The organism is Micromonospora sp. NPDC049201, assembly GCF_055586805.1.
Map to the genome: position 1 here is coordinate 156687 of NZ_JBVJHM010000004.1, position 20017 is coordinate 176703.

At 73.4% G+C, this 20017-nt stretch carries 24 protein-coding genes; 11 read left to right on the forward strand and 13 right to left on the reverse strand.

The genetic code is table 11. The features are described 5' to 3' along the window. The first annotated feature begins 44 nt into the window (after window positions 1-44). Window positions 45-773: a hypothetical protein gene (locus ACZ6O5_RS10605; RefSeq protein WP_465976133.1), complete on the forward strand. Its 729-nt coding sequence runs from the start codon at window positions 45-47 to the stop codon at window positions 771-773. Between the two features lie 8 nt (window positions 774-781). Here the strand turns inward: ACZ6O5_RS10605 and ACZ6O5_RS10610 are convergent, their stop codons facing one another. Continuing rightward, complete coding sequence (locus tag ACZ6O5_RS10610; RefSeq protein ID WP_465976134.1) at window positions 782-1321, reverse strand: P-loop nucleotide/nucleoside kinase family protein; 540 nt, start codon at window positions 1319-1321, stop codon at window positions 782-784. 8 nt (window positions 1322-1329) lie between these two features. Further along, entirely contained in the window at window positions 1330-1860 is a 531-nt protein-coding gene (locus ACZ6O5_RS10615) for a hypothetical protein (RefSeq protein WP_465976135.1), read from the reverse strand. A 110-nt stretch (window positions 1861-1970) separates the two neighbouring features. Between ACZ6O5_RS10615 and ACZ6O5_RS10620 the strand changes: the two genes are divergently transcribed. Genes ACZ6O5_RS10620 through ACZ6O5_RS10645 form a run of 6 tightly spaced genes read left to right on the forward strand, consistent with a single transcriptional unit; the run spans window position 1971 to window position 8031 of the window. Next, window positions 1971-2375: a GntR family transcriptional regulator gene (locus tag ACZ6O5_RS10620; RefSeq protein ID WP_465976136.1), complete on the forward strand. Its 405-nt coding sequence runs from the start codon at window positions 1971-1973 to the stop codon at window positions 2373-2375. Beyond that, a complete protein-coding gene (locus ACZ6O5_RS10625) occupies window positions 2372-3280 on the forward strand; it encodes an ABC transporter ATP-binding protein (RefSeq protein ID WP_465976137.1) in 909 nt (302 codons plus the stop codon). Before ACZ6O5_RS10620 ends, ACZ6O5_RS10625 begins: the two co-directional genes overlap by 4 nt. Further along, complete coding sequence (locus tag ACZ6O5_RS10630; protein ID WP_465976139.1) at window positions 3277-4341, forward strand: ABC transporter permease; 1065 nt, start codon at window positions 3277-3279, stop codon at window positions 4339-4341. Before ACZ6O5_RS10625 ends, ACZ6O5_RS10630 begins: the two co-directional genes overlap by 4 nt. Window positions 4342-4394: 53 nt before the next feature. Continuing rightward, window positions 4395-4862 carry a DUF4442 domain-containing protein gene (locus ACZ6O5_RS10635; RefSeq protein WP_107154791.1) on the forward strand — a complete coding sequence of 156 codons (468 nt, stop codon included), beginning with the start codon at window positions 4395-4397 and terminating at the stop codon, window positions 4860-4862. Window positions 4863-4909: 47 nt separating this feature from the next. Beyond that, the gene (locus ACZ6O5_RS10640; RefSeq protein WP_465976141.1) at window positions 4910-5662 is read left to right on the forward strand and encodes an HAD family hydrolase; all 753 of its coding nucleotides are present in this window, start codon (window positions 4910-4912) and stop codon (window positions 5660-5662) included. Then, the gene (locus ACZ6O5_RS10645) at window positions 5659-8031 is read left to right on the forward strand and encodes a glycoside hydrolase family 65 protein (RefSeq protein ID WP_465976143.1); all 2373 of its coding nucleotides are present in this window, start codon (window positions 5659-5661) and stop codon (window positions 8029-8031) included. The genes ACZ6O5_RS10640 and ACZ6O5_RS10645 overlap by 4 nt, the downstream gene beginning before the upstream one ends. A gap of 48 nt (window positions 8032-8079) precedes the next feature. Here ACZ6O5_RS10645 and ACZ6O5_RS10650 read toward each other — a convergent pair whose 3' ends face one another. The 3 genes from ACZ6O5_RS10650 to ACZ6O5_RS10660 all read right to left on the reverse strand — a co-directional run bounded on the left by ACZ6O5_RS10650 (window position 8080) and on the right by ACZ6O5_RS10660 (window position 9031). Further along, entirely contained in the window at window positions 8080-8259 is a 180-nt protein-coding gene (locus ACZ6O5_RS10650; RefSeq protein WP_465976145.1) for a hypothetical protein, read from the reverse strand. A 62-nt stretch (window positions 8260-8321) separates the two neighbouring features. Continuing rightward, window positions 8322-8669 carry a thioredoxin gene (gene trxA / locus ACZ6O5_RS10655; protein ID WP_465976147.1) on the reverse strand — a complete coding sequence of 116 codons (348 nt, stop codon included), beginning with the start codon at window positions 8667-8669 and terminating at the stop codon, window positions 8322-8324. After that, entirely contained in the window at window positions 8639-9031 is a 393-nt protein-coding gene (locus ACZ6O5_RS10660) for a MerR family transcriptional regulator (protein ID WP_465976149.1), read from the reverse strand. Before ACZ6O5_RS10660 ends, trxA begins: the two co-directional genes overlap by 31 nt. Window positions 9032-9191: 160 nt before the next feature. On the opposite strand from ACZ6O5_RS10660, the gene ACZ6O5_RS10665 reads away from it, so the two are divergent. Then, complete coding sequence (locus ACZ6O5_RS10665) at window positions 9192-9890, forward strand: dienelactone hydrolase family protein (protein ID WP_465976690.1); 699 nt, start codon at window positions 9192-9194, stop codon at window positions 9888-9890. Window positions 9891-9989: 99 nt separating this feature from the next. On the opposite strand, the gene ACZ6O5_RS10670 is transcribed toward ACZ6O5_RS10665, so the two are convergent. Then, a complete protein-coding gene (locus tag ACZ6O5_RS10670) occupies window positions 9990-11183 on the reverse strand; it encodes an AI-2E family transporter (RefSeq protein WP_465976151.1) in 1194 nt (397 codons plus the stop codon). 129 nt (window positions 11184-11312) lie between these two features. Between ACZ6O5_RS10670 and ACZ6O5_RS10675 the strand changes: the two genes are divergently transcribed. After that, window positions 11313-11495: an antitoxin gene (locus ACZ6O5_RS10675; protein ID WP_465976152.1), complete on the forward strand. Its 183-nt coding sequence runs from the start codon at window positions 11313-11315 to the stop codon at window positions 11493-11495. 112 nt (window positions 11496-11607) lie between these two features. Here ACZ6O5_RS10675 and ACZ6O5_RS10680 read toward each other — a convergent pair whose 3' ends face one another. Beyond that, window positions 11608-12021, reverse strand: a complete 414-nt coding sequence (locus ACZ6O5_RS10680; protein ID WP_465976154.1) for a pyridoxamine 5'-phosphate oxidase family protein — start codon at window positions 12019-12021, stop codon at window positions 11608-11610. Between the two features lie 212 nt (window positions 12022-12233). Between ACZ6O5_RS10680 and ACZ6O5_RS10685 the strand changes: the two genes are divergently transcribed. Further along, the gene (locus tag ACZ6O5_RS10685; protein ID WP_465976156.1) at window positions 12234-14021 is read left to right on the forward strand and encodes a trypsin-like serine protease; all 1788 of its coding nucleotides are present in this window, start codon (window positions 12234-12236) and stop codon (window positions 14019-14021) included. A gap of 134 nt (window positions 14022-14155) precedes the next feature. Here the strand turns inward: ACZ6O5_RS10685 and ACZ6O5_RS10690 are convergent, their stop codons facing one another. The 3 genes from ACZ6O5_RS10690 to ACZ6O5_RS10700 all read right to left on the reverse strand — a co-directional run bounded on the left by ACZ6O5_RS10690 (window position 14156) and on the right by ACZ6O5_RS10700 (window position 15908). Continuing rightward, window positions 14156-14491, reverse strand: a complete 336-nt coding sequence (locus ACZ6O5_RS10690; RefSeq protein WP_396772660.1) for a hypothetical protein — start codon at window positions 14489-14491, stop codon at window positions 14156-14158. Window positions 14492-14532: 41 nt separating this feature from the next. After that, window positions 14533-15369 carry a hypothetical protein gene (locus ACZ6O5_RS10695; RefSeq protein ID WP_465976158.1) on the reverse strand — a complete coding sequence of 279 codons (837 nt, stop codon included), beginning with the start codon at window positions 15367-15369 and terminating at the stop codon, window positions 14533-14535. A 140-nt stretch (window positions 15370-15509) separates the two neighbouring features. Then, window positions 15510-15908: a hypothetical protein gene (locus ACZ6O5_RS10700; RefSeq protein WP_465976159.1), complete on the reverse strand. Its 399-nt coding sequence runs from the start codon at window positions 15906-15908 to the stop codon at window positions 15510-15512. A gap of 207 nt (window positions 15909-16115) precedes the next feature. Between ACZ6O5_RS10700 and ACZ6O5_RS10705 the strand changes: the two genes are divergently transcribed. Then, entirely contained in the window at window positions 16116-16718 is a 603-nt protein-coding gene (locus ACZ6O5_RS10705) for a lipocalin family protein (RefSeq protein WP_465976161.1), read from the forward strand. 88 nt (window positions 16719-16806) lie between these two features. On the opposite strand, the gene ACZ6O5_RS10710 is transcribed toward ACZ6O5_RS10705, so the two are convergent. The 3 genes from ACZ6O5_RS10710 to eccB form a co-directional block, all read right to left on the reverse strand. Further along, complete coding sequence (locus ACZ6O5_RS10710; RefSeq protein WP_465976162.1) at window positions 16807-18057, reverse strand: WXG100 family type VII secretion target; 1251 nt, start codon at window positions 18055-18057, stop codon at window positions 16807-16809. Further along, on the reverse strand, window positions 18050-18421 hold the full coding sequence (locus ACZ6O5_RS10715) for a hypothetical protein (RefSeq protein ID WP_465976164.1): 372 nt from the start codon (window positions 18419-18421) through the stop codon (window positions 18050-18052). Before ACZ6O5_RS10715 ends, ACZ6O5_RS10710 begins: the two co-directional genes overlap by 8 nt. Before the next feature lie 104 nt (window positions 18422-18525). Next, a complete protein-coding gene (gene eccB / locus ACZ6O5_RS10720) occupies window positions 18526-20004 on the reverse strand; it encodes a type VII secretion protein EccB (protein ID WP_465976166.1) in 1479 nt (492 codons plus the stop codon). Window positions 20005-20017 lie beyond the last annotated feature (13 nt).

Sequence of the window (20017 nt, forward strand, 5' to 3'; positions counted from 1 at the left end):
GAACGCCGTTGCGTGGCTCCGGATGCCGTCGTTAACGTGCGTCGGTGGAATTCGTCACCAGAATCGACCGGCCCGATCTGCACGATTCCGCGGAAGCCGTTTTCCGAGAGGACTGGCCGGAGTTCATCTTCCACGACGATGTTCCGACGAACTACATGGTTCGGGTGGGGAAATTCTTTCCCCGATACGACGTCATGGCGCTCGACGAGGGTCGGGTCGTCGCCGGCGGTTGGGGCGTGCCAATGGCCTGGAACGGCACGCCTGACGATCTGCCCGCTGGCTATGACGACACGTTGATCCGGGCGGTGCAGGGCCGGGAAGCGGGCGTCGTACCGACGTGTCTGAGCTTCATGGCGGTCGCCGTCGGCTCGTCACTTGCCCGGCGAGGCGTGGCCGGTGAGGTGCTCGCCGAGCTGACCCGACGTGCGCTCGACGACGGGCTCGCGCACGTGGTCGCTCCGCTGCGGCCGACGTGGAAGGCGCGATACCCGCTGGTGTCGATGGCCGAGTACGCCTCGTGGACGCGACCGGACGGGCTCTCGATCGACCCGTGGATCCGTACCCACCAACGCATGGGTGCCCGGGTGGTCCGTCCGGCCCCTGAGTCGATGGTCGTCGAAGGGTCCGTCGCGGAGTGGGAACGCTGGGCGGACATGCCGTTCCCGGTCTCCGGGGACTATGTGGTGCCGGGCGCGCTCAACCTCGTGCTCATCGACCGCGAGCATGATCGGGGCGTGTACGTCGAGGAAAACCTGTGGGTTCAGCACCGCTGACCCAGGAATCAGGGGATCGACGGCGGCCAGCGACGCGTACGCCACTCGTCCCAGCTCGCGAACCCGGCCGGTGGATCGTCGACCGGTTCGCTGCCGTCGAGTTCGCCAGGTGTGGGGATCTCGATGGTGGCGGCCCACCCGGCGAGTTCCTCGTCGGTCATGGGCCACGTCGTGTGCGGCGCCTCGGCCTGCCGCTGATCGCGTCGCCGGCGCTGCTCGGCGGCGGTGAGCGTGAAGTAGTGCAGCTCCACCGCCGCGCCGAGGTCCGCCGCGGCCTGCCGCAGCGCGGAGCGTTCGTCCCGACTCCAGAGGCCGAAGTCGAGCACGACGTTGGTGCCGAGTTCGAGCGCGCGCAGGCCGATCTGGATGAGGCGTCCCTCGATCACGTCCTGAGCCGATGACGGGTTCTCGGGCCCGTAGAGGGCCTTCACCCACTCGTCCTTGGTGAGACGAAGCGCCTGCCGCTCCCGTTCGATGCGCCGAGCGGCGGTGGTCTTGCCGGTGCAGGGGAGCCCCACGGTCAGATACAGCGTCGGTCGCCTCGTCATCGCCACACTCAATGATCACGCTGGCGGCGTAGTTCGCGGAGTACGCCGTGCCGGCGGAGCGCCCACGCGAGGCGCCGGGCGCTCGGATGGCGGACGAACAGCACCGCCGCCCGGCGGATCAGACCGAAGCGGTCGTCGCTCACCTGGCGGTCGATCGCCTGCCAGATCAGCTCGCGCACGTCGGCGCTGTCCAGCATCGTGCGCACCTCACGGCGTACCGCGGGGTCCTCGGTCGCCGACGTGATGGCGGTGGCCCGGGCCGGTCGGTCCGCGAGCGGCTCCACCGCCGCGGCGACCAGTGGCCGGCGGACCGTGTCGCGCTCCAGCAGCAGCAACACCGCCTCCCGGACCTCGGTCGTCGCCAGGCCGGACCGCAGCAGACCCAGCAGGCTCCGCTCGACCTCGCCGTCCCGGTCCGGGCCGGACAGCGCGGCCAGCAGCACTGTCACCTCGTCGAGGTCGACGAGGTGGCGCAGGCCGTCGCGGAACTCCGGCAGCCCCCAGGCCACCGTCAGCCCTCTGGCGAGATCGCGGTTCATGCGTCACTGGCTACCCGGAGCCGGCGGCCGGTGAAACGCCGGAGGGCGTCTTGCCATGCTGCTTGACTGGTGTTCTACTTAACCATAACAATCGTGGAGGGGCTCACCAGGTGATCAACTTTCATGTCGACCGGTCCAGCAGCGTCCCCGCCTACGCCCAACTGGTGCGGCAGGTCCGCGAAGGGCTGCGGATCGGGACGCTGCAACCCGGGGACCAGCTCCCCACCGTGCGCAGCGTGGTGACCGCGTGCACGGTCAACCCGACCACCGTGCTCAAGGCCTACCGGGAGCTGGAGCTGTCCGGTCTGGTGGAGGCGCGGCAGGGGGCGGGCACCTTCGTCAGCGGGACGCTCGGCTCCACCGACCCCCATGTGATGGCCCGCCTGCGGAGCAGCCTCGCCCGGTGGCTCGGCCAGGCCCGGGAGGCCGGCCTGGAGGACGAGGACGTCCAGGCGCTGCTCGCCTCGGTGATCGTGGAGAACTCCACGCGCCAGAAGCGGGAGGGTGTCGCGTGAGCGGGCAACCCGTCGCCGTCGAGGCACGCGGGCTGAGCCGGCGTTACGGCAGCGTGTGGGCGCTGCGGGAGTGCGCCTTCCAGTTGCCGGCGAACCGCATCGTCGCGTTGGTCGGCGCGAACGGCGCGGGCAAGTCGACGTTGCTGAGCATCATCGCCGGCACGCTGGCGGCCACCAGTGGCACGCTGCTGGTGCACGGCCGGCCGGTGACCCGGGGCGGTTCCACCGGCGGCGGGAGCAGGGTCGCGATCCTGGCCCAGGACAAGCCGCTCTACCGCGACTTCACCGTGTCGGAGATGCTCCGCTTCGGCCGGTCGACGAACCGCGTGTGGGACCAGCAGCGCGCGCTGTCGTGGCTGCGGCGCTTCGACATCCCGCTGGACCGTCGCTGCGGCCGGCTCTCCGGTGGGCAGCGGGCCCAGGTCGCGCTGGCGGTCGCGCTGGGCTCCCGCCCGGCCGTGCTGCTGCTGGACGAACCGCTCGCCAACCTGGACCCGGTGGCCCGTACGGAGGTGACCGGCGAACTCATGGCGGAGGCCGCCGACGCCGACATGACGGTCGTGCTGTCGACCCACATCATCGCCGAACTGAGTGGCGTCGGTGACCACCTGCTGCTGCTCGACGAAGGCCGACCGGTCCTCGCCGGCGACGTCGAGGAGTTGCTCGACAGCCACCTCCGGCTCACCGGCCCCCGGGCGGACCAGCCGCCCGGCCCGGGCGCGATCGTCCAGGCCCAGCACACCGAACGCCAGTCCACCTTCGTCGTCCGGCAGGCGACGCCACCGACGGCGCACGCCGTCGTGGCCCCCGGCTGGACCGCCCAGCCCATCACCCTCGACGAGTTGATCCTGACCCATCTCAAGGCGTCGTCCAGGGCGTCGCACGAGCGGAAGGCAGCCGCATGAGCCTGGTCACCGACGTGTCCGCCCACCCCAACCGCCGGGACGACCTCGGGTACGCCGGGGGCGTACGCGGTCTGCTCTGGCTGACCTGGCGTCAGCACCGGTGGACCCTGATCGGCGCGCTGGTCCTGGCCGCGGCGCTGGTGGGTGGGATGACCTACCTCTCCGTGGAGCTGACGAGCCTGTGGCACCAGTGCCATGAGACGTTCTGCCCGGAGGGCTCCCCGCAGGGCCGACGGCTCGGCGGGTCCGCACCCCTGGTTCTGGCCATGGCCGCCCTGTTGCGGGTGGTGCAGTGGATGCCGCTGCTGATCGGCGTGTTCGTCGGCGTTCCGGTGCTGACCAGGGAGCACGAGCAGCGCACCCTGCTGCTGGCCTGGAGCCAGGACGTCTCGCGGGAGCGGTGGCTGTGGACCAGGCTGGCCCTGCTCGGCCTGTTCGTGGCCGCGGTGACCACGGCCGTCGGCGGGGTCAGCGACCATCTGGAGCGAACCCGGGCCCTGGTCGGCCCGGTCAGCCTGTTCGAGTACGAGCCGTTCCTGAACACCGCGATGCTGCCGGCCGTGATCAGCCTCTGCTGGTTCGCGATCGGGGTCGCCCTCGGCGGGGTGCTCAGGCGCACGCTCCCCGCCGTGTTCGGCGTGATCGTGGGCTTCGTCGGACTGACCTACCTCGTCCAGTGGCGCTATCCCACGCTGATGACGCCGTTGTCCGCACACCGTCCCATCGGCGGGCCGAACATCGACGTCCTCCGCGACAACGCCCTGGTCGTCAGCGGCGGCATGATCGACTATGGGATCGATGGGCCGTCCGGCGCGTACGACGCCTCCGGGCGCGAGCTGACCGGCGTCGAGCTGCAAAACCTCTGCCCGCCGGACAACGGCAGCGGCCGGACGCTCACCTGCTTCACCGAGCACGGTCTGGAGCAGCACCTGCTCTATCAGCCGGGCAGCCGGATCACCGACTTCCACCTGATCGTCGCCGGTGGCTACCTGGGTCTGACCGCGGTGGCGCTCCTCGCCGTCTGGTGGATCGTCCGCCGCACCGATCTCAGCGCGGGCTGAACCGGGCCGGGTTGCCGCTTGCCCGAAAAGTTACCGCCGAGTAGCGTTCGGTCATGACCATCGACTCTCGCCAGGTGGCGGCCGGTCTCCTCGAAGCCGTGCCGTTCGCCCGTACGCTCGGCATCGAGATCGTCGAGGTGGCGCCCGAGGCCGACGGCGGGGTCCGCGCCGTGGTTCGGCTCCCCGACGACCCGGCGCACCACAACCACGTGGGCGGCCCGCACGCCGGCGCCATGTTCACGCTCGGCGAGACCGCCTCCGGCGCGGTCGTGCTCGCCGCGTTCGGGCAGGTGCTCGACCGGGCCGTACCGCTCGCCGTGACCGCCACCATCGGCTACCGCAAGGTGGCGATGGGGCCGGTGCTGGCGACGGCGCGGCTCGCCCGCCCGCCCGCCGACGTGCTGGCCGAGCTGGCCGCCGGGCAGCGGCCCGAGTTCGACGTCGAGGTCGAGATCGGCACCGAGGACGGCACCGTCACCTCGGCGCTCACCGTGACCTGGACGCTGCGCCCGAACCGCTGACACGCGAAGCGGGTTTGCCCGGTGAGCCGCCTGGATAGATTCAGGCAATGCTGGGCCTACCCGCGCACGTGACCGCGTGTCTCTTCGATCTGGACGGGGTGCTGACGCAGACCGCCAAGGTGCACAACGCCGCCTGGGCCGAGACGTTCGACGCGCTCCTGCGACGCCGGTCCGCCGAGACCGGCGAGCCGTTCCGCCCATTCGACCCCGGACCGGACTACAACCGGTACGTGGACGGAAAACCGCGTGCCGACGGGGTGCGATCGTTCCTGGCCTCCCGAGGCATCACGCTGCCCGAGGGCACCCCCGACGACCCACCGGACGCGGACACCGTCAACGGTGTCGGCAACCGCAAGAACGTCGTCCTGCTCCAGCGCATCGCGCACGACGGCGTCGAGGTCTACGACGGCTCGGTGCGCTACCTGGAGGCGGCCACCACCGCCGGGCTGCGCCGGGCGGTCGTCTCGGCCAGCGCCAACTGTGAGGCCGTGGTGCACGCCACCGGGCTGGACCGGTGGCTGGAGGCACGGGTCGACGGCGTGGTCGCCCGGCAACGCGGTCTCCAGGGCAAACCGCACCCGGACACGTTCCTGGAAGGCGCGCGGATGCTCGGCGTCGAGCCGGCGCGGGCCGCCGTCTTCGAGGACGCGCTCGCCGGGGTGGCCGCCGGCCGGGCCGGCGGCTTCGGGTACGTGATCGGCGTGGACCGGGTCGGCCAGGCCGACGAGCTGCGCGCGCACGGCGCCGACGTGGTGGTCACCGACCTCGCCGAGCTGCTGACCACGGAGTCCGCCCCGTGATCCGGGAACGGTCGTACCCGGTCGAGCCCTGGCACGTCCGCGAGGTCCGCCTCGACATGGACGTGCTGGCCCAGTCCGAGTCCGTCCTCGCGCTCTCCAACGGCCACATCGGGCTGCGCGGCAACCTCGACGAGGGCGAACCGCACGGCCTGCCCGGCACGTACCTGAACTCGTTCTACGAGCTGCGTCCGCTGCCGTACGCGGAGGCCGGCTTCGGCTTCCCCGAGTCCGGGCAGACCATCGTCAACGTCACCAACGGCAAGCTGATCCGGCTGCTCGTCGACGACGAACCGCTCGACGTCCGCTACGGCGAGCTGATCGACCACGAGCGGGTCCTCGACCTGCGCGCCGGCACGCTCCAGCGGGAGGTGCGCTGGCGGTCCCCGGCCGGTCGCGAGGTCAAGGTCCGCAGCACCCGGCTGGTGTCGTTCACCCAGCGCTCGGTGGCCGCGATCAGCTACGAGGTGGAGGCGGTCGACGGGCCGCTGCGGCTGATCCTCCAGTCCGAGCTGGTGGCGAACGAGTCACTGCCGCCGCAGAGCCGGGACCCCCGGGTGGCCGCCGTGCTGGAGTCGCCGTTGCAGGCGGAGGAGGAGCTGACCACCGACGACGGCGGCCTGCTCATCCACCGCACCAAGGTCAGCGGTCTGCGGGTCGCCGCCGCCATGGGCCACGACGTGCACGGCCCGGAACGCACCACCATCGAGTCCGAGGGGTACGAGGACTGGGTCCGCACCACCGTCGGCTGCGTGCTCAAGCCCGGCGAGAAGCTGCGGGTGATCAAGTACCTCACGTACGGCTGGTCCAGCCGACGGTCCCTGCCGGCGTTGCGCGACCAGGTCGGCGCCGCGCTGGCCGCGGCCCGCCTCGACGGCTGGGACGGGCTGCGCCGGGCGCAGCGGGAATACCTGGACGAGTTCTGGGACGCCGCCGACGTCCGGGTCGAGGGCGACCCGGAGGTGCAGCAGGCGGTCCGCTTCGGTCTCTTCCACGTGCTCCAGGCCGGTGCCCGCGCGGAACGGCGGCCCATCTCCGCCAAGGGCCTCACCGGTCCCGGGTACGACGGCCACGCGTTCTGGGACACCGAGATGTTCGTGCTGCCGGTGCTCACCTACACCCAGCCGGGCGCGGTGAAGCACGCGTTGCAGTGGCGCTACGACACGATGGCCCAGGCGCAGGAGCGGGCCCGCACGTTGAACCTCGAAGGCGCGGCGTTCCCGTGGCGCACCATCGAGGGGCCGGAGTCGTCGGCGTACTGGCCGGCCGGGACCGCCGCGTTCCACATCGCCGCCGACGTCGCCGACGCGCTGCGCCGCTACGTGCTGGTCACCGGCGACGAGGCGCTGGAGCGGGAGATCGGGCTGGAACTGCTCGTCGAGACCGCCCGGCTGTGGCGCTCGCTCGGCCACCACGACCGGGCCGGCCGGTTCCACATCGACGGGGTGACCGGCCCGGACGAGTACACCGCGGTGAAGAACGACAACGTCTACACCAACCTGATGGCGCAGCGGAACCTGCTCACCGCCGCCGACTGCGCGATGCGCTACCGCGACCAGGCCATGGACCTCGGCGTCACCGAGGAGGAGGCAGCCGCGTGGCGGGACGCCGCGAACGACATGCACGTCCCGTACGACTCGGAGATCGACGTGCACGAGCAGGTGGAGGGCTTCACCCGGTTGCAGGAGTGGGACTTCGAGCACACGCCGCCGGAGAAGTACCCGCTGCTGCTGCACTATCCGTACTTCGACCTGTACCGCAAGCAGGTGGTGAAGCAGGCCGACCTGGTGCTGGCCATGCACTGGCGGGGCGACGCGTTCAGCGCCGCCGAGAAGCTGCGCAACTTCACCTACTACGAGCGCCGCACCGTCCGGGACTCGTCGCTGAGCGCCTGCACACAGGCGGTGCTGGCGGCCGAGGTGGGCTTCCCCGAGCTGGCCCACCGCTACCTGCGCGAGGCCGCGCTGATGGACCTGCACGACCTGAACGAGAACACCCGCGACGGGGTGCACATGGCGTCCCTGGCCGGTGCCTGGATCGCGTTGGTCTCCGGCTTCGGCGGGCTGCGCGACCACGACGGGACGCTGTCCTTCACGCCCCGGCTCTCCAGCCGGCTGAGCCGCCTGGAGTTCTCGTTGCAGTGGCGGTCGATGCGGCTGCGGGTCGACGTTCGACCGCACCAGACCACGTACTCGCTGCGCAACGGCGGCCCGGACACGGTGCTGGACCTGCTGCACCATGGCGAGCCGCTGCGGGTCACCTCCGCCCGGCCGGTCACCGTGCCGGTGCCGGCGGCGCACCCGGCCGGCTCGCAGCCGGAGCAGCCGCCGGGTCGGGCGCCGCTCATGCACCTGCCGGAGCACGCCGGCTGAGGCCGCGCGGTCCCGCCCCGGAGGGCGGGACCGCGCTGTCCGCGTACCTCAGAACTGGCGGCCGTTCGACGGACGCCCGCCGGCGTCGCGCGGCGCCACCGCCCGTGGGTCCTCGGGGGTACGCGCCGACGCGGCCCGGTCGGCCCACTCCGGCGAGCCCTCCAGCTCCTGTTCGCGACGCTTCTGGTCGGTGCGTTCCTGGTCTCGCTCCCGGTCCTGTTTCGCCATCGGAGATCCTCGCGATCGGTCGGGGTCCGTGGTCACGCCGCGCGTTCCCGCCCGGGCGGGGCTCAACCGTCCAGGTGGCGGGCGAAGCTCTGGCGGAGGTGGTTCTTCGGCCGGGAACCGACGATCGAGCCGACCACCTCGCCGTCGCGGAAGACCAGCATGGTCGGCGCGGACATCACCCGGTGGGCCCGCGCGGCGGCCGGGTTCTCGTCGATGTTCAGGGTGACGAAGCGCAGCGCGTCGCCGAACTCCTCGGCCAACTCGGCCAGGTGCGTCGAGACCACCCGGCAGGGCGGGCACCACTCGGCCCAGAAGTCGACCACCACCGGTCGGTCGGCGGCCAGCACCGTCGCCGCGAACGTGGCGTCGGTGACCGCGGTCAGTCGGTCGGTCTGCGTGTCCTGAGGCATGTTTCCTCCCGGTGGGCGATCGCGTGGGCGAGTTGGTCGTGCAGGCGGCGGCGGACCGCGCCGAGCCGGTCGAGGTAGTCGTCCACCTCGGCGAGCTTGCGTCGCAGCACCGCCACCGAGTCGGGGCAGACGTCGCCGGAGTCGTGCCCGGCGCGCAGGCAGGCGACGAACGGGCGGATGTCGTCCAGCCCGAAGCCGATCGCCAGCAGGGACCGGATCTCGTGCACGACACGCAGCTCCGCCTCGTCGTACACCCGGTAGCCGTTGGCGGACCGGCGTGGCCGGACCAGCCCCTGGCTCTCGTAGTAGCGCAGCGTGCGGGCGCTCGTACCGGCCCGTTCCGCCAGCTCCCCGATCCGCATCCGTGCCCCCGCCCGCCGTCCGTCCCTCGCCCCGCCGACGCTAAACCTTGCCGCCGACGTCAAGGCAACCCCGCGCCGCTCCTCCACCTCCTCCCTCCCGCTCTCCTCGGCGATCATGACGTTGACGGGCTGGGCAAGCGCTCTCCCGGCCGCCAACTTCATGATCGCCGAGGGGCGGGGTATGCCGGGGACGGAGGTGAGGGGTGTGCGTGAGGTTTCGGTGCCGGTGGTGGAGGGTGGGCTCACGGGGGACGTCTCCGTTCCGTCCGGGGCCGGCGGGGTGGTGCTGTTCGCCCACGGGAGCGGCAGTTCCCGGCACAGCCCGCGCAACGTGGCGGTGGGTCGGGCGCTCAACGCGCGCGGACTGGCCACCGTGCTCGTCGACCTGTTGACGGTCGACGAGGAGGCCCGGGACGAGGTCACCGCCGAGCTGCGCTTCGACATCGGGATGCTCGCCGAACGGCTGGCCGGCATGGTCGACTGGATGGGCGCCGACCCGGAGCTGGGACGCCTGCCGTTCGGGCTGTTCGGCGCCAGCACCGGCGCGGCCGCCGCCCTGGTCGCCGCCGCGGCCCGCCCGGACCGGGTGGGCGCGGTGGTCTCCCGGGGCGGCCGGCCGGACCTGGCCGGCAGCTCACTGACCGCGGTACGCGCACCCACGCTGCTGCTCGTCGGCGGGCTGGACGAGCAGGTGATCACGCTCAACGAGCAGGCGCGGGACGAGCTGGGCGAGGTGGCGGAGCTGCGGATCGTGCCGGGCGCCACCCACCTCTTCGAGGAGCCCGGCACGCTGGAGCAGGTGGCCGACCAGGCCGGCGCCTGGTTCGTCGCCCACCTGCGCCACCCGCATCCGGCCTGACCCGCCGACGCCCGGGGTTGCCGGCGTCGGCGGGTCAGCCGGTGGCGTCCGCCGGGCCAGCCGGTTGCGTGGGCCCGGCCAGCCGGTGGCATCGGCGGGTCAGCCGGCGGCGTCCACGCCGGCGGCTCGCGCGGTCCCGCCGGACCGGTGCCGCTGCACGGTGTCGAGCACCCGCCAGAGCACCGCGGCGATCGGCACCGAGACGAACGCGCCGGCGACGCCGGCGACGAGCGTGCCGGCGGTGACCACCACCAGGATGACCGCCGGATGCAGTTGCACCTGCCGACGCATCACGAGCGGCTCCAGCAGGTTGCCCTCGATCTGCTGCACCGCGATCACCGCCGCCAGCGTGAGCAGGGCGGTGGTCGGGCCGTTCGCGGCCAGCGCGACGAGCACGGCCACCGCGCCGGCCACGGTGGCGCCGATGATCGGCACGAACCCGCCGAGGAACGTGATCAGGGCGAGCGGCAGCGCGAGCGGAACGCGCAGCACGACCAGCGCCAGCCCGATGCCGATGGCGTCGATCGCCGCGATGATCATCGTGCCCCGGCTGTACGCGCCGAGCGTCCGCCAGCCGGCCCGGCCGGCCTCGGCGGTCACGTCGCGACGCGGCCCGGTCAGCCGGCGCAGCACCCAGTGCCACATCGACCGGCCGTCCTTGAGCAGGAAGAAGAGGAGGACCAGGCCGAGCAGCAACGCGCCGGCCACCTCGGCGACCTTCTGCGCGCCGGCGACCGGGTCGGGGGCGCCGGCGCTGACACCCTGCCGGATCTGCTCGACCAGCTTGTCGAGCTGCTGGTCGCTGACCGGCAGCGAGGACGTGACGAAGTCACGGCTGCGTTGCAGGCCCTCGTCGAGTTGCTGGCTCAGCTCCCCGAACTGACTGGCGGTGAGGTTCCAGACCAGGACGCCGGCGCCGGCCAGCACCCCGAGCAGCAGCAGGACGGTGAGCAGCGCGGCCGGCGCGGCCGGCACCCGGAGCCGGCGCAGCCGCACCAGCACCGGGTCGAGCAGCGCGGTGAGGAACAGCGTGCCGGCCAACGCCACGGCAAGCGGCGCCAGCAGCACCGCGATTTGCCCGAGCAGCCACAGCCCGGCGGCCACCACCAGGAGGCAGAGGCTCCAGGTGACCGCCGTGCGCACCGGCCAGGGCAGCCCCGCCCACGTCTGCCGGGGCCCGACCCGTGCCGGCTCGGCATGGCCCGGCTCGGCATGGGCCGGCTCGGAGCGGGTCGGGTCGAACCGGGCCCTGGCGGGGCGTGCCGGGTCGGGCGTACCAGCGTCGTCGTCCACGTCGCCTCCTCGATCGTGGCCGTTGGTACCCGACCCGGCCGAATCCGACACCCGGTCCGTCATCGCCCGTCCGGTGTTTGTCACCCCGGCACCGGGGAAGGCTTTCAAGGTACCGAAGGGAGATGCGACATGAGTGACTTCATGGACAAGGCCCGCGACTTCGCCGACAAGCACGACAAGCAGGTCGACCAGGGCGTCGAGAAGGCTGGCGACATGGCCGACAAGCGCACCGGCGGCAAGTACGACCAGCAGATCGACAAGGGCGTCGACATGGCGCAGCAGCGCACCGGCGAGGGCGACACCGGACGCTGAGCATCCGGGCGGCGGATCCCGGGTCACCCCGAAGCGGGTGCCCGGGATCCGGTGTGTCCGGCGCGCGTTCCGGGCAGCGGGACCCGTCGGCGGCGGGAGCCGGGCGGGCCGCTCAGTCGGGCAGGCTGCCCAGCAGGCGGGTCACCGCGATCTCCAGCACCACCCGTTCCGGGTTCGGGCGCGGGGTGCGGTAGCGCTCGGCGTACCGGCGCTCGGCCTCGGCCACCGACTCCGGGTCACGACGCACCACCGCCCGGCCCTCCACGGTCAACCACCAGCGGCCGTCGACCTGGCAGACCGCGACCGGCGTGCCCGCCGGGCCCGCGCCCGCCACGTGCCGCGCCTTCGCCGAACCGCCAGAGGTGATCACGCGGGCCAGGCCGGCGTCCGGGTCGAAGGTCACCCCGACCGGTACGACGTGCGGCGTGCCGTCGGCGCGCAACGTGGTCAACGTGGCGAGGTGCCGGTCGGCGAAGAAACGCGCGACCCGCCCGTCGTGCGGATCCAACCCGTGCCGCCCAGTCATGCCGTCTCCTCACTCGTCCCCGAGCCCGATCATCACATGCCGAACCGGCGGCGCGCCGGACGACGGGATACGTCATGCCCGATGTCCGGAGCAAGGCTCCCAGGTGTGCGCTTCTTCACGCCAAGGTGGACAGTGGGTGTACCGAACGCTTCATAAGGTGACCCCGTGTGCCCACCGTCGCGGTGGGTGCCGTTCGAATCGGGGGAATCGTCGTGTCACTGTCGTACCGCCGTGTCGCCGTTCGCGGCGCCGGCCTGTTAGCCATGGTCCTGCTGGCCGGGACCGCCGCCACACCCGTGCAGGCCGTCACCGGCGGTGCCGCCGTGACCGACGGCTCCTACGCCTTCGCCGCCAAGATCTCGATCGGTCCGGCCGACCGCTCGTGCAGCGGGGCGCTCGTCGATCCGTGGTGGGTGCTCACCGCCAAGAGCTGCTTCAGCTTCGACGGCCAGCCCGTCGTCGACGGCAAGCCGGCGCGGCCCACCACGGTCACCGTGGGGCGCTCCGACCTGACCACCTCGACGGGTGCCACGTCGTCGGCCTTCCGGGTCGTGCCGCACCCCGACCGCGACGTCGCGCTGGTGCGGCTGACCCGGCGGGTGGACGTCGCGCCGGTGGCGCTCGGCACGGCGCCGGTCGTGGGCGAGCAGCTCACCGCCGCCGGTTTCGGCCGCACGGCCACCACCTGGGTGCCGGACCAACTGCACACCGGGCCGTTCGAGGTGCAGAGCGTCGACGCCGGCACGACCGGCATCCTCGGCACCGGCACGGCCGGCATCTGCCGGGGTGACCTGGGCGGCCCGACCGTCCGCGCGACCGGCGGCACGCCCCGGCTGGTCGGCCTGCACCACTCCTCCTGGCAGGGCGGCTGCCTCGCCGAGACGGAGACCCGCCGGGACGCGGTGGACACCCGGGTCGACGACCTCGGCCCGTGGCTCACCGCCACCATGCCGCAGGGGCCGGCCACCGACCAGTACGGCGACATCAACTTCCTCTACGTCTACGCCAACGGCGACATCGCGCCGCAGACGTTCCCGGCCACGTCGACCGGCGGGTTCGGCAGCCCGCTCGGTGTCTGGCGGGGCGGCGCCGGCGCGTACGCCACGGACCGGGTCAAGGTGTTCAACGACGACTTCGACGGCGACGGCGTCGACGACCTCGCGGTCATGTCCACCACCACCGCCAACGCGTTCGCGCTGGACACGTTCGTCACCCGTCCGGACGGCACCCACGGCGCACCGGTCCGCTCCTGGACCTCACCCGACTTCGGCCACCTGACCAGCATGAAGATGGCGTCGGGCGACATCAACGGCGACGGTCGGGCCGACCTCACCGCCTTCTACGGCTACGCCAGCGGCGACGAGGCGTGGATCAACTGGCTCGCCCGGCCCGACGGCGGGTTCGACGCGCCGATCGAGGCCTGGCGGGCGTCGAACTTCGGCAACTGGGCGAGCACCAGCGTCTTCGCCGGTGACGTGACGGGCGACGGGCGGGCCGACGCCAGCCTCTTCTACGCGTACGGCAACGGCTCGATGGCGGCCATCACCTGGCCGGGGCAGGCGGACGGGAAGTTCGGCGCCGGCTACACCTCGTGGTCCGTCGCGGCGGACAAGGCGCCCGGCGCCCTCTCCACCCTGAAGATCGTCGACGGCGACTTCACCGGTGACGGGCGGGCCGACGTGGCCGCCCTCCAGACCAAGGACAACAAGCTGCGCCTGCTGACCTGGACCGGCAAGCCCGACGGCAACTTCACCGACCCGGTCGAGTCGTGGTCGTCGTCGATCTTCGGGCAGTTCGCCAGCATCAAGCTGGTCGGCGGCGACTACAACGGCGACCGGCGGGACGACCTGGCCGTCCTCTACAAGTACCCGGACAACGGGCTGGGCCTGCACACGTTCACCTCGACACCGACCGGCGGGTTCAACGTGCCGCTCGCCTCCTGGCGGGTCGGCTCGGGCGTCTACGGCTGGTGGCCGAGCATGCGGATGGACGGCGAGTAGGACCGACCGGACGAGCCCCGGACCGGCGTCCCTCCGCCCCTGCGGAGCGGCGCCTGTCCGGGGCCGTGTCAGGCGGGGGCCGTACCTCTACCGGAGGCGTTGACAGGGGGCCCGTGCTTGCGGGGCGGCGCGGGTTAGGGGCGGCGTGGCGGGGCGGCGGGCAACGACGTGGCGGGGGCGTCGCGTGTCGCGCGTTGCGCCGCCCGGTGCTTGGCCGCCAGCCGGCCCAGATAGAACAGCGCACCGGCCAGCACGCCCATGTCGTCCAGGTAGATCGGGTCGGGGAGCAGGTCCACCGGCAGGATCGTGTAGATCAGCGCGCCGTAGAAGGCAACCTTGCCGCCGGCGCCGAGCGCGCCCAGCATGCGACGGGTGCGAACCACCCGGATCGCGAGCAGCACCGCACCGACCAGCGTCGCGGCCGCGACGACTGCGGCGACGACAACGAGCACCCACGTTTCACGGGACACGACACCACGCTAGCGGAGCCGGGCCGCCGCCGCCCGGATGCTCAGTACGCCGGCACGGCCGCCCGGCCCCGGGCCACCGGCGTCAGCTCCCGGGTGGTCTCCGCGACCGGCGTCGCGGTCGGCAACTCCCGCGTGCTCTCCGGGCCGGCGAAGCCCACGATGGAGAGTGCCGCCTGCGGCTCGACGACCGGGTGCAGCGCCGTGAACGCCTCCTCGCGCAGGCTCCGCGCCGCCGCGGCGGCCGTCTCGGCGGCCCGCCAGGCGGCCTGCTCCCGCTCCGACGCGGCACGCTGCCGGATGAGCAGATTGTCCCGTACCAGCCGGCGCAGCAGCAGCTCCTGCTCCACCGGGTGCCGGCTCGGGTCCCAGCCGCGCCCGCCGAGGATGTCACTGAGCTGCTGCACGCTGATCTCCTTGCGCCACTGGGCGTCCAGCGCCGCCCGGTGCAGCCAGCGCTCCCGGTCCGCGTACTCGGCCGGGGTGCGGGCGGTCCGGGGCAGCGGCAGGGCCGCGGCGGCGGCGAGCCGGCGGACGTCCTCCTCCGCCGCCTGGCAGGCGAGCCACGCCGCTTCGGCCTCGTCCTGGGCGGCCAGCCACTCGGCCCGACGCCGTTCGGCGGTCACCGTCGCGCGGGACGCGGCCACCGACACCTCGTCCGCGTACCGGGCTCGTTCGCGGGTCCGCTCACGGTCCTGCTCGGCCCGGTCGATGCTGCTCGGCCGGGCGGCGTCGCTGATCCGCTCGCCGAAGACCGCGCGGAACCGGGTGGGGCGGACGACGAGCGCGGCGACCACGACCGCCGCCAGGGCGAGCAGGGCCAGCCAGATCACGGCGGCGGCGGGGACGTCCGGCAGGACGGTGGAGAAGACAGTCTGCATACCAGCACCTCGCGGTGGAACTGTTCACGATCAACGGGTGGGCCCGGGCATCGGGCGGAGTGCGCGTCGGCGCGCGACGGGGTGCGCGGGTGGGGCGGCCTGCGGTGGGGCCGCGCCGGGGCGACCGGAAAGGTGGCCCGTCAGGCGCGCGGCGGCCCGCGGCGGGCGATTGTCGCCCGGCTCGCGTCGTCGGTGGCCGGAACCTCGACGGCCGGGATCGGCGCGACGGACGCGTCGTCGAACCGGTCGGCGACGGACGGGCCGGTGGCCGAGTGGGTGACCGCCCACGCCGCGACCGTGGCGGCGCCCGGCCCGGCGACCGACGCGGTCGACGCGGCCTCGCGGCCGGCGTCGACGGTCGACGACACACGGGTGTCGGTCACCGTGACGACGGCGGGACGAGTCACCGTGGCGGCGTCGGCGGAGGTCGCGGCGATGCCCTGGAGGCCGGCGATCAGCGCCAGGGTGGTCACGGCCGTGCGGGCGATCCGGCGCAGCATCGCCGTCCAGGTGGACGAGGCGAACGCTACGGGCAGCACCCCCTCAACCTATCGGTTGATGCCGGCGCACGCAGCTCGACGATCTTCCCGGTTACGTGAGCCGGCCCACGGATCGGTGTGGACGGACCCTCTTCTTCGCTTCGGACCAGGTCGACGGATGCATCGACGACGATGAGATTGTCGACAGTTTTCGGCCGGTCGGGCGGGGCACACTGGCGCGGACGACCCCCACCGCGAGGAGAAACCATGGGCGTACGCCGCACCACCACCGCGCTGGTCGCCGCGCTGACCGCCGCCACGGTCCTGGGCGCCACCCCGGCCCACGCCGCGACCACCTCGGTCGACACCGGTCCGTTGCGACCGGTGGCCGCCGTCGACGTCAACCGGTACGCGGGCGACTGGTACCAGGTCGCCGCCATCCCGCAGTGGTTCGAGATCCAGTGCTTCAAGAACGTCAAGGCCCGGTACGACGTTCAGCCCGACGGGACCGTCGGCGTCCGCAACACCTGCCGGACGATCCTCGGCACCACGAGCACGGCCACCGGCCGGGCCCGGAGCGAGAACCCGCCCGCCGACTCGGCGCTCACCGTCTCCTTCCTCCGGCTCGGCGACCGGTGGATCTACCTGGGCGGCCCCAACTACGTGGTGATCGGGCTGGACCCGGAGTACCGCTGGGCGGTCGTCGGCGACCCGGACCGCAGCAGTGGTTTCGTGCTGTCCCGCCAGCCCGCGCTGGACGCGGCGCAGCTCGCCGACGTGCGGGCCACGCTCACCGACAACGGCTACGACCTCTGCGACTTCCGCACCACCCGGCAGGACGGCGGCGCCCGGGCCGGCGCGTTCTGCTGACGGCCCGGCCCACTTCGGGGGAACGCGCGCCGCCCCGACGCCGGACGGCGCGGCACCCGGCGGGTGCCGCGCCGTCCGCCGTGCGAGGTCAGTGGCCGTCGATGACCGGCGGCGGGGCGGCCCGGCCGTCCCCCCAGACCATGTCGTCCTCGGTGAGCCAGGTCAGCCGGCCGTCGGACTCGTCGTCGTCGGAGTTGCCGCGTGCGCCCAGCACCCCGTTGCGGCCGGCCGTCGCGGGCCGCCCGGTGCGACCGGTCGACCTGCCCTCCGCGTCGACGGCCAGGCTCCGGCCGGAGGTGAGCCGGCCGGTGCCGGCCGCCGAGCGGCTCTCCGCGCCGGACACGCCGCCGAACCGGCCCGGGGCGGCGGCGTTGGCGGTGCCGGCGAGCGAGCCGGTGCTCAACACGCCGGGGCCGCCGAAGAGCCCGCCCCCGCCGGCCGGCTGGGCGCCGCCGGGGCCGAAACCCGGGCCGCCGCCGATCGCCGGGCCGCCGGGGACGGTGGTCAGCGGGCCGGCGCCGGCCAGCGACGTGCCGCTCGGGTCGACCGTGCCGCCGGTCAGGACCGAACCCGGGACGCCCGCACCGGGGCGACCGCCCGGTTGGCCGCCCGGTGTGCCGTCGCCCGGCGTACCGCTGGTCGGGGCCGTGTGGTGCACGCCCGAAGTGGTCGCGGAGGCGTGCGCCCCGGGGCCGAAGCTGCCCAGGCTCGGGCCGGACGACGGGGTCCGGACCGACGGGCCGTCCTGCAACGTCGGATCCCGCGGAGCGTGGTGGCCGGGCAGCTCGCTCCCGGGCGGCTCCGGCGCGACGACCCGGCCGTACGCCGAGAAGTCGTAACCCTCGGCCAGCTTCGCCACCACCCGCACCATCCGTTGGTGCGCCTTCTCCTGCTCGGCCTCGTCCTGCTGATGGCCGATGATGCCACCGATCACCGCGCCCGGGCCGCCGCCGAGCAGGAAGCCCTTGCCGGCGCCGGAGAGCAGCTTGTCGTGGTCGTCGGTCTTCTCCGGGCTCTCCGCCTCGGCCTGGGCGGCGCGCAGGTCGCCGGCCATCATGTCCAGCGCCTGCCGGATGCCGGTCATGCCCTCGGCCAGGTCGCCGGAGTAGCCGGCGACCATGGTGAGCCGGCGCTGGAACTCGCGACTCGCGTCCCCGGTCCAGCTCTTGGCCAGCGCGTCCAGGTCGGCGGTGAGGTCACGGGACAGGTCGTCGAGCGTGCCCTTGAGGGAGGTCCAGCGGGCGCTCAGCCCGTCGATCTGCGCCGGGTCGCCGGCGTTGACGCCCTGGTAGAGCTCCTCGTGGCTGACATGCTCGTAGCGCCGGGTGTACTCAGACACGGGGATCCTCCCTCGGCTGTGTCATCGCCTCGTTCAGCCCGGCGAGGGCGGCGGCGATGTCGGCCGCGGCGGCGGCGTTGCGGGCCTCGGCGGTCCGGTAGTTCTTCATGATCGTCGCGGTGGCCCCGCGGGCGGCCAGGATCGCCCGGCGGAGCCGGTCGACGTGGTCGACGTAGCTCTGGTGCGTCTCGGCGTACCGGCGTGAGTTGTCGGTCGCGTCGGTGAACGTGCCAAGCGCGGGGGGCCGGCACTGCATCTCGGTGTTGAGCGTGCGCAACACCGACTCGGCCTCGTGCAGACGCCGTTCGAGCCGCTTGTGGAAATCCTCAAGGGAAAGAACGTCGACTGTGGTGCGCCCGGTCATGGCGGAATCCCCGTTGTCCTCGTCGAGAGCCGGTGGCCGTGCTCAGATTAGTCGAACCGCGCCCACCTGGGTGACCCCCGGACGCGCCGCTCCACGTCGGCCGGTCAGCCGCCTCCGACCTGGGTCGCCGCACCGTCCGGCGGGGCCGGCACGGGCGTCGCGGCGCGCTCCGGCAGCGCCGTCGCATCGAAGTACGCCATGGCGTCCGCGCGGGCCAGGGTCGGCCCGGTCGGCACCAGCGCCAGCAGCGAGGCGGGCACCGCCACCGGGCTCACGTCGCCGTAGCCGAGGGCGCTCCGCGCGTCCCCGGCGGCGGTGCCGAGCGGGTAGCGGATCCCCTGCGCGGTGATCAGGTAGACCGTGGCGCCGGCCGCCGGCTTGCCGCTCTCCCCGGCGGTGGCCTGCACCAACGCGCCCTTGCCGCCGGGCAACAGCACGCTTTCGGCGGTGCGGACCGCGTCCCGGGCACCCTGCCGCGCCGGCAGCGCGGTCGCCGCGGTCAGCTCCGCCGGCGGGGCGTCGAAGACCTCCAGCGTGGTGGCCGGCGGCTGGCCGGCCGGACCGGACCGGTAGGTGGCGCAGAGCACGGTACGGCCGGGGCGCACCTCGTGCAGCGTGGGCATCCGGGCCGGCAGCCCGTCCGCCTCCAGCCGCTGGTCGGTGTAGAGCCGGCCGGCCTCGTCCGGGGTGATGTCGGTGATCCCGCCGCCGCCACCGAGCAGCAGCCGGGCGGTGACCTCGCCGACCGCCGCCAGGCCCTGCCGGGTGAGGACGTAGAACTGGCCGGCGGCCTGGTAGACCTGACCGAGCCGGGCCGGCCGGTCGGCCACCGTCAGCCCGCTCGGGCCGCCGTCCCCGCCGATCGTGGGCCGGCGCAGCGCCGGGCCCACCGGCACCGCGTTGAGCAGTTGCGGGCCGACGGTGAGGTTGGCCGCGCCGGCCATCCGCAACGCCACCAGCGCCTGCTCGTCGCCGACCACGCGCAGCCGGGCGCCGCCGGTCAGCAGCCAGCGGGCGTCGCCGGAGCGGACCAGGACGGCCCGGTCGGTGAGCGGGGTGCCGCCGGACAACGGCCGGTCGATCAGCAGCCGGGTGGTCGAGCGGCGCCTGTCGTTCGGGTCCGGCACGTCGCAGACCGACCAGGGGAGCCCGACCAGCGACCCACGGTCGGGCAGGTCGTCCGGCGCACCGACGATGCCCACCATCCGGCCCCGCGGCCGGTCCCGGATCGACGCCTGCGACACGGTACGCACCGTCGCCGACGCGTCGTCGACGACGAGCCGGGCCGAGGCGTAGTTGAGCGTCGGGTGCAGCACCCGGTCGTCACCGAACCAGTAGGTGGCCCCGGTCTCCCGCTCGATCACCACGGTGTTCGGTTCGAGCGGGGCGGCGTTGCTTGTCAGTTGCCCGTACGCGCCCACGCCGCCGAGGACCACCGCCGCGGCGATGACGCTGCCGAACACCGCCAGGCCGAGCCGGCGCATCGGCAGGTCGTTGGTCTCCGGGTCACCGGAGAGCAGCGCCGAGACGATGCGGCGGGTGACGAAGCGGTACGCCTGCACCTGATCGCGGCGGGTCCGCATGACTAACCTCCGG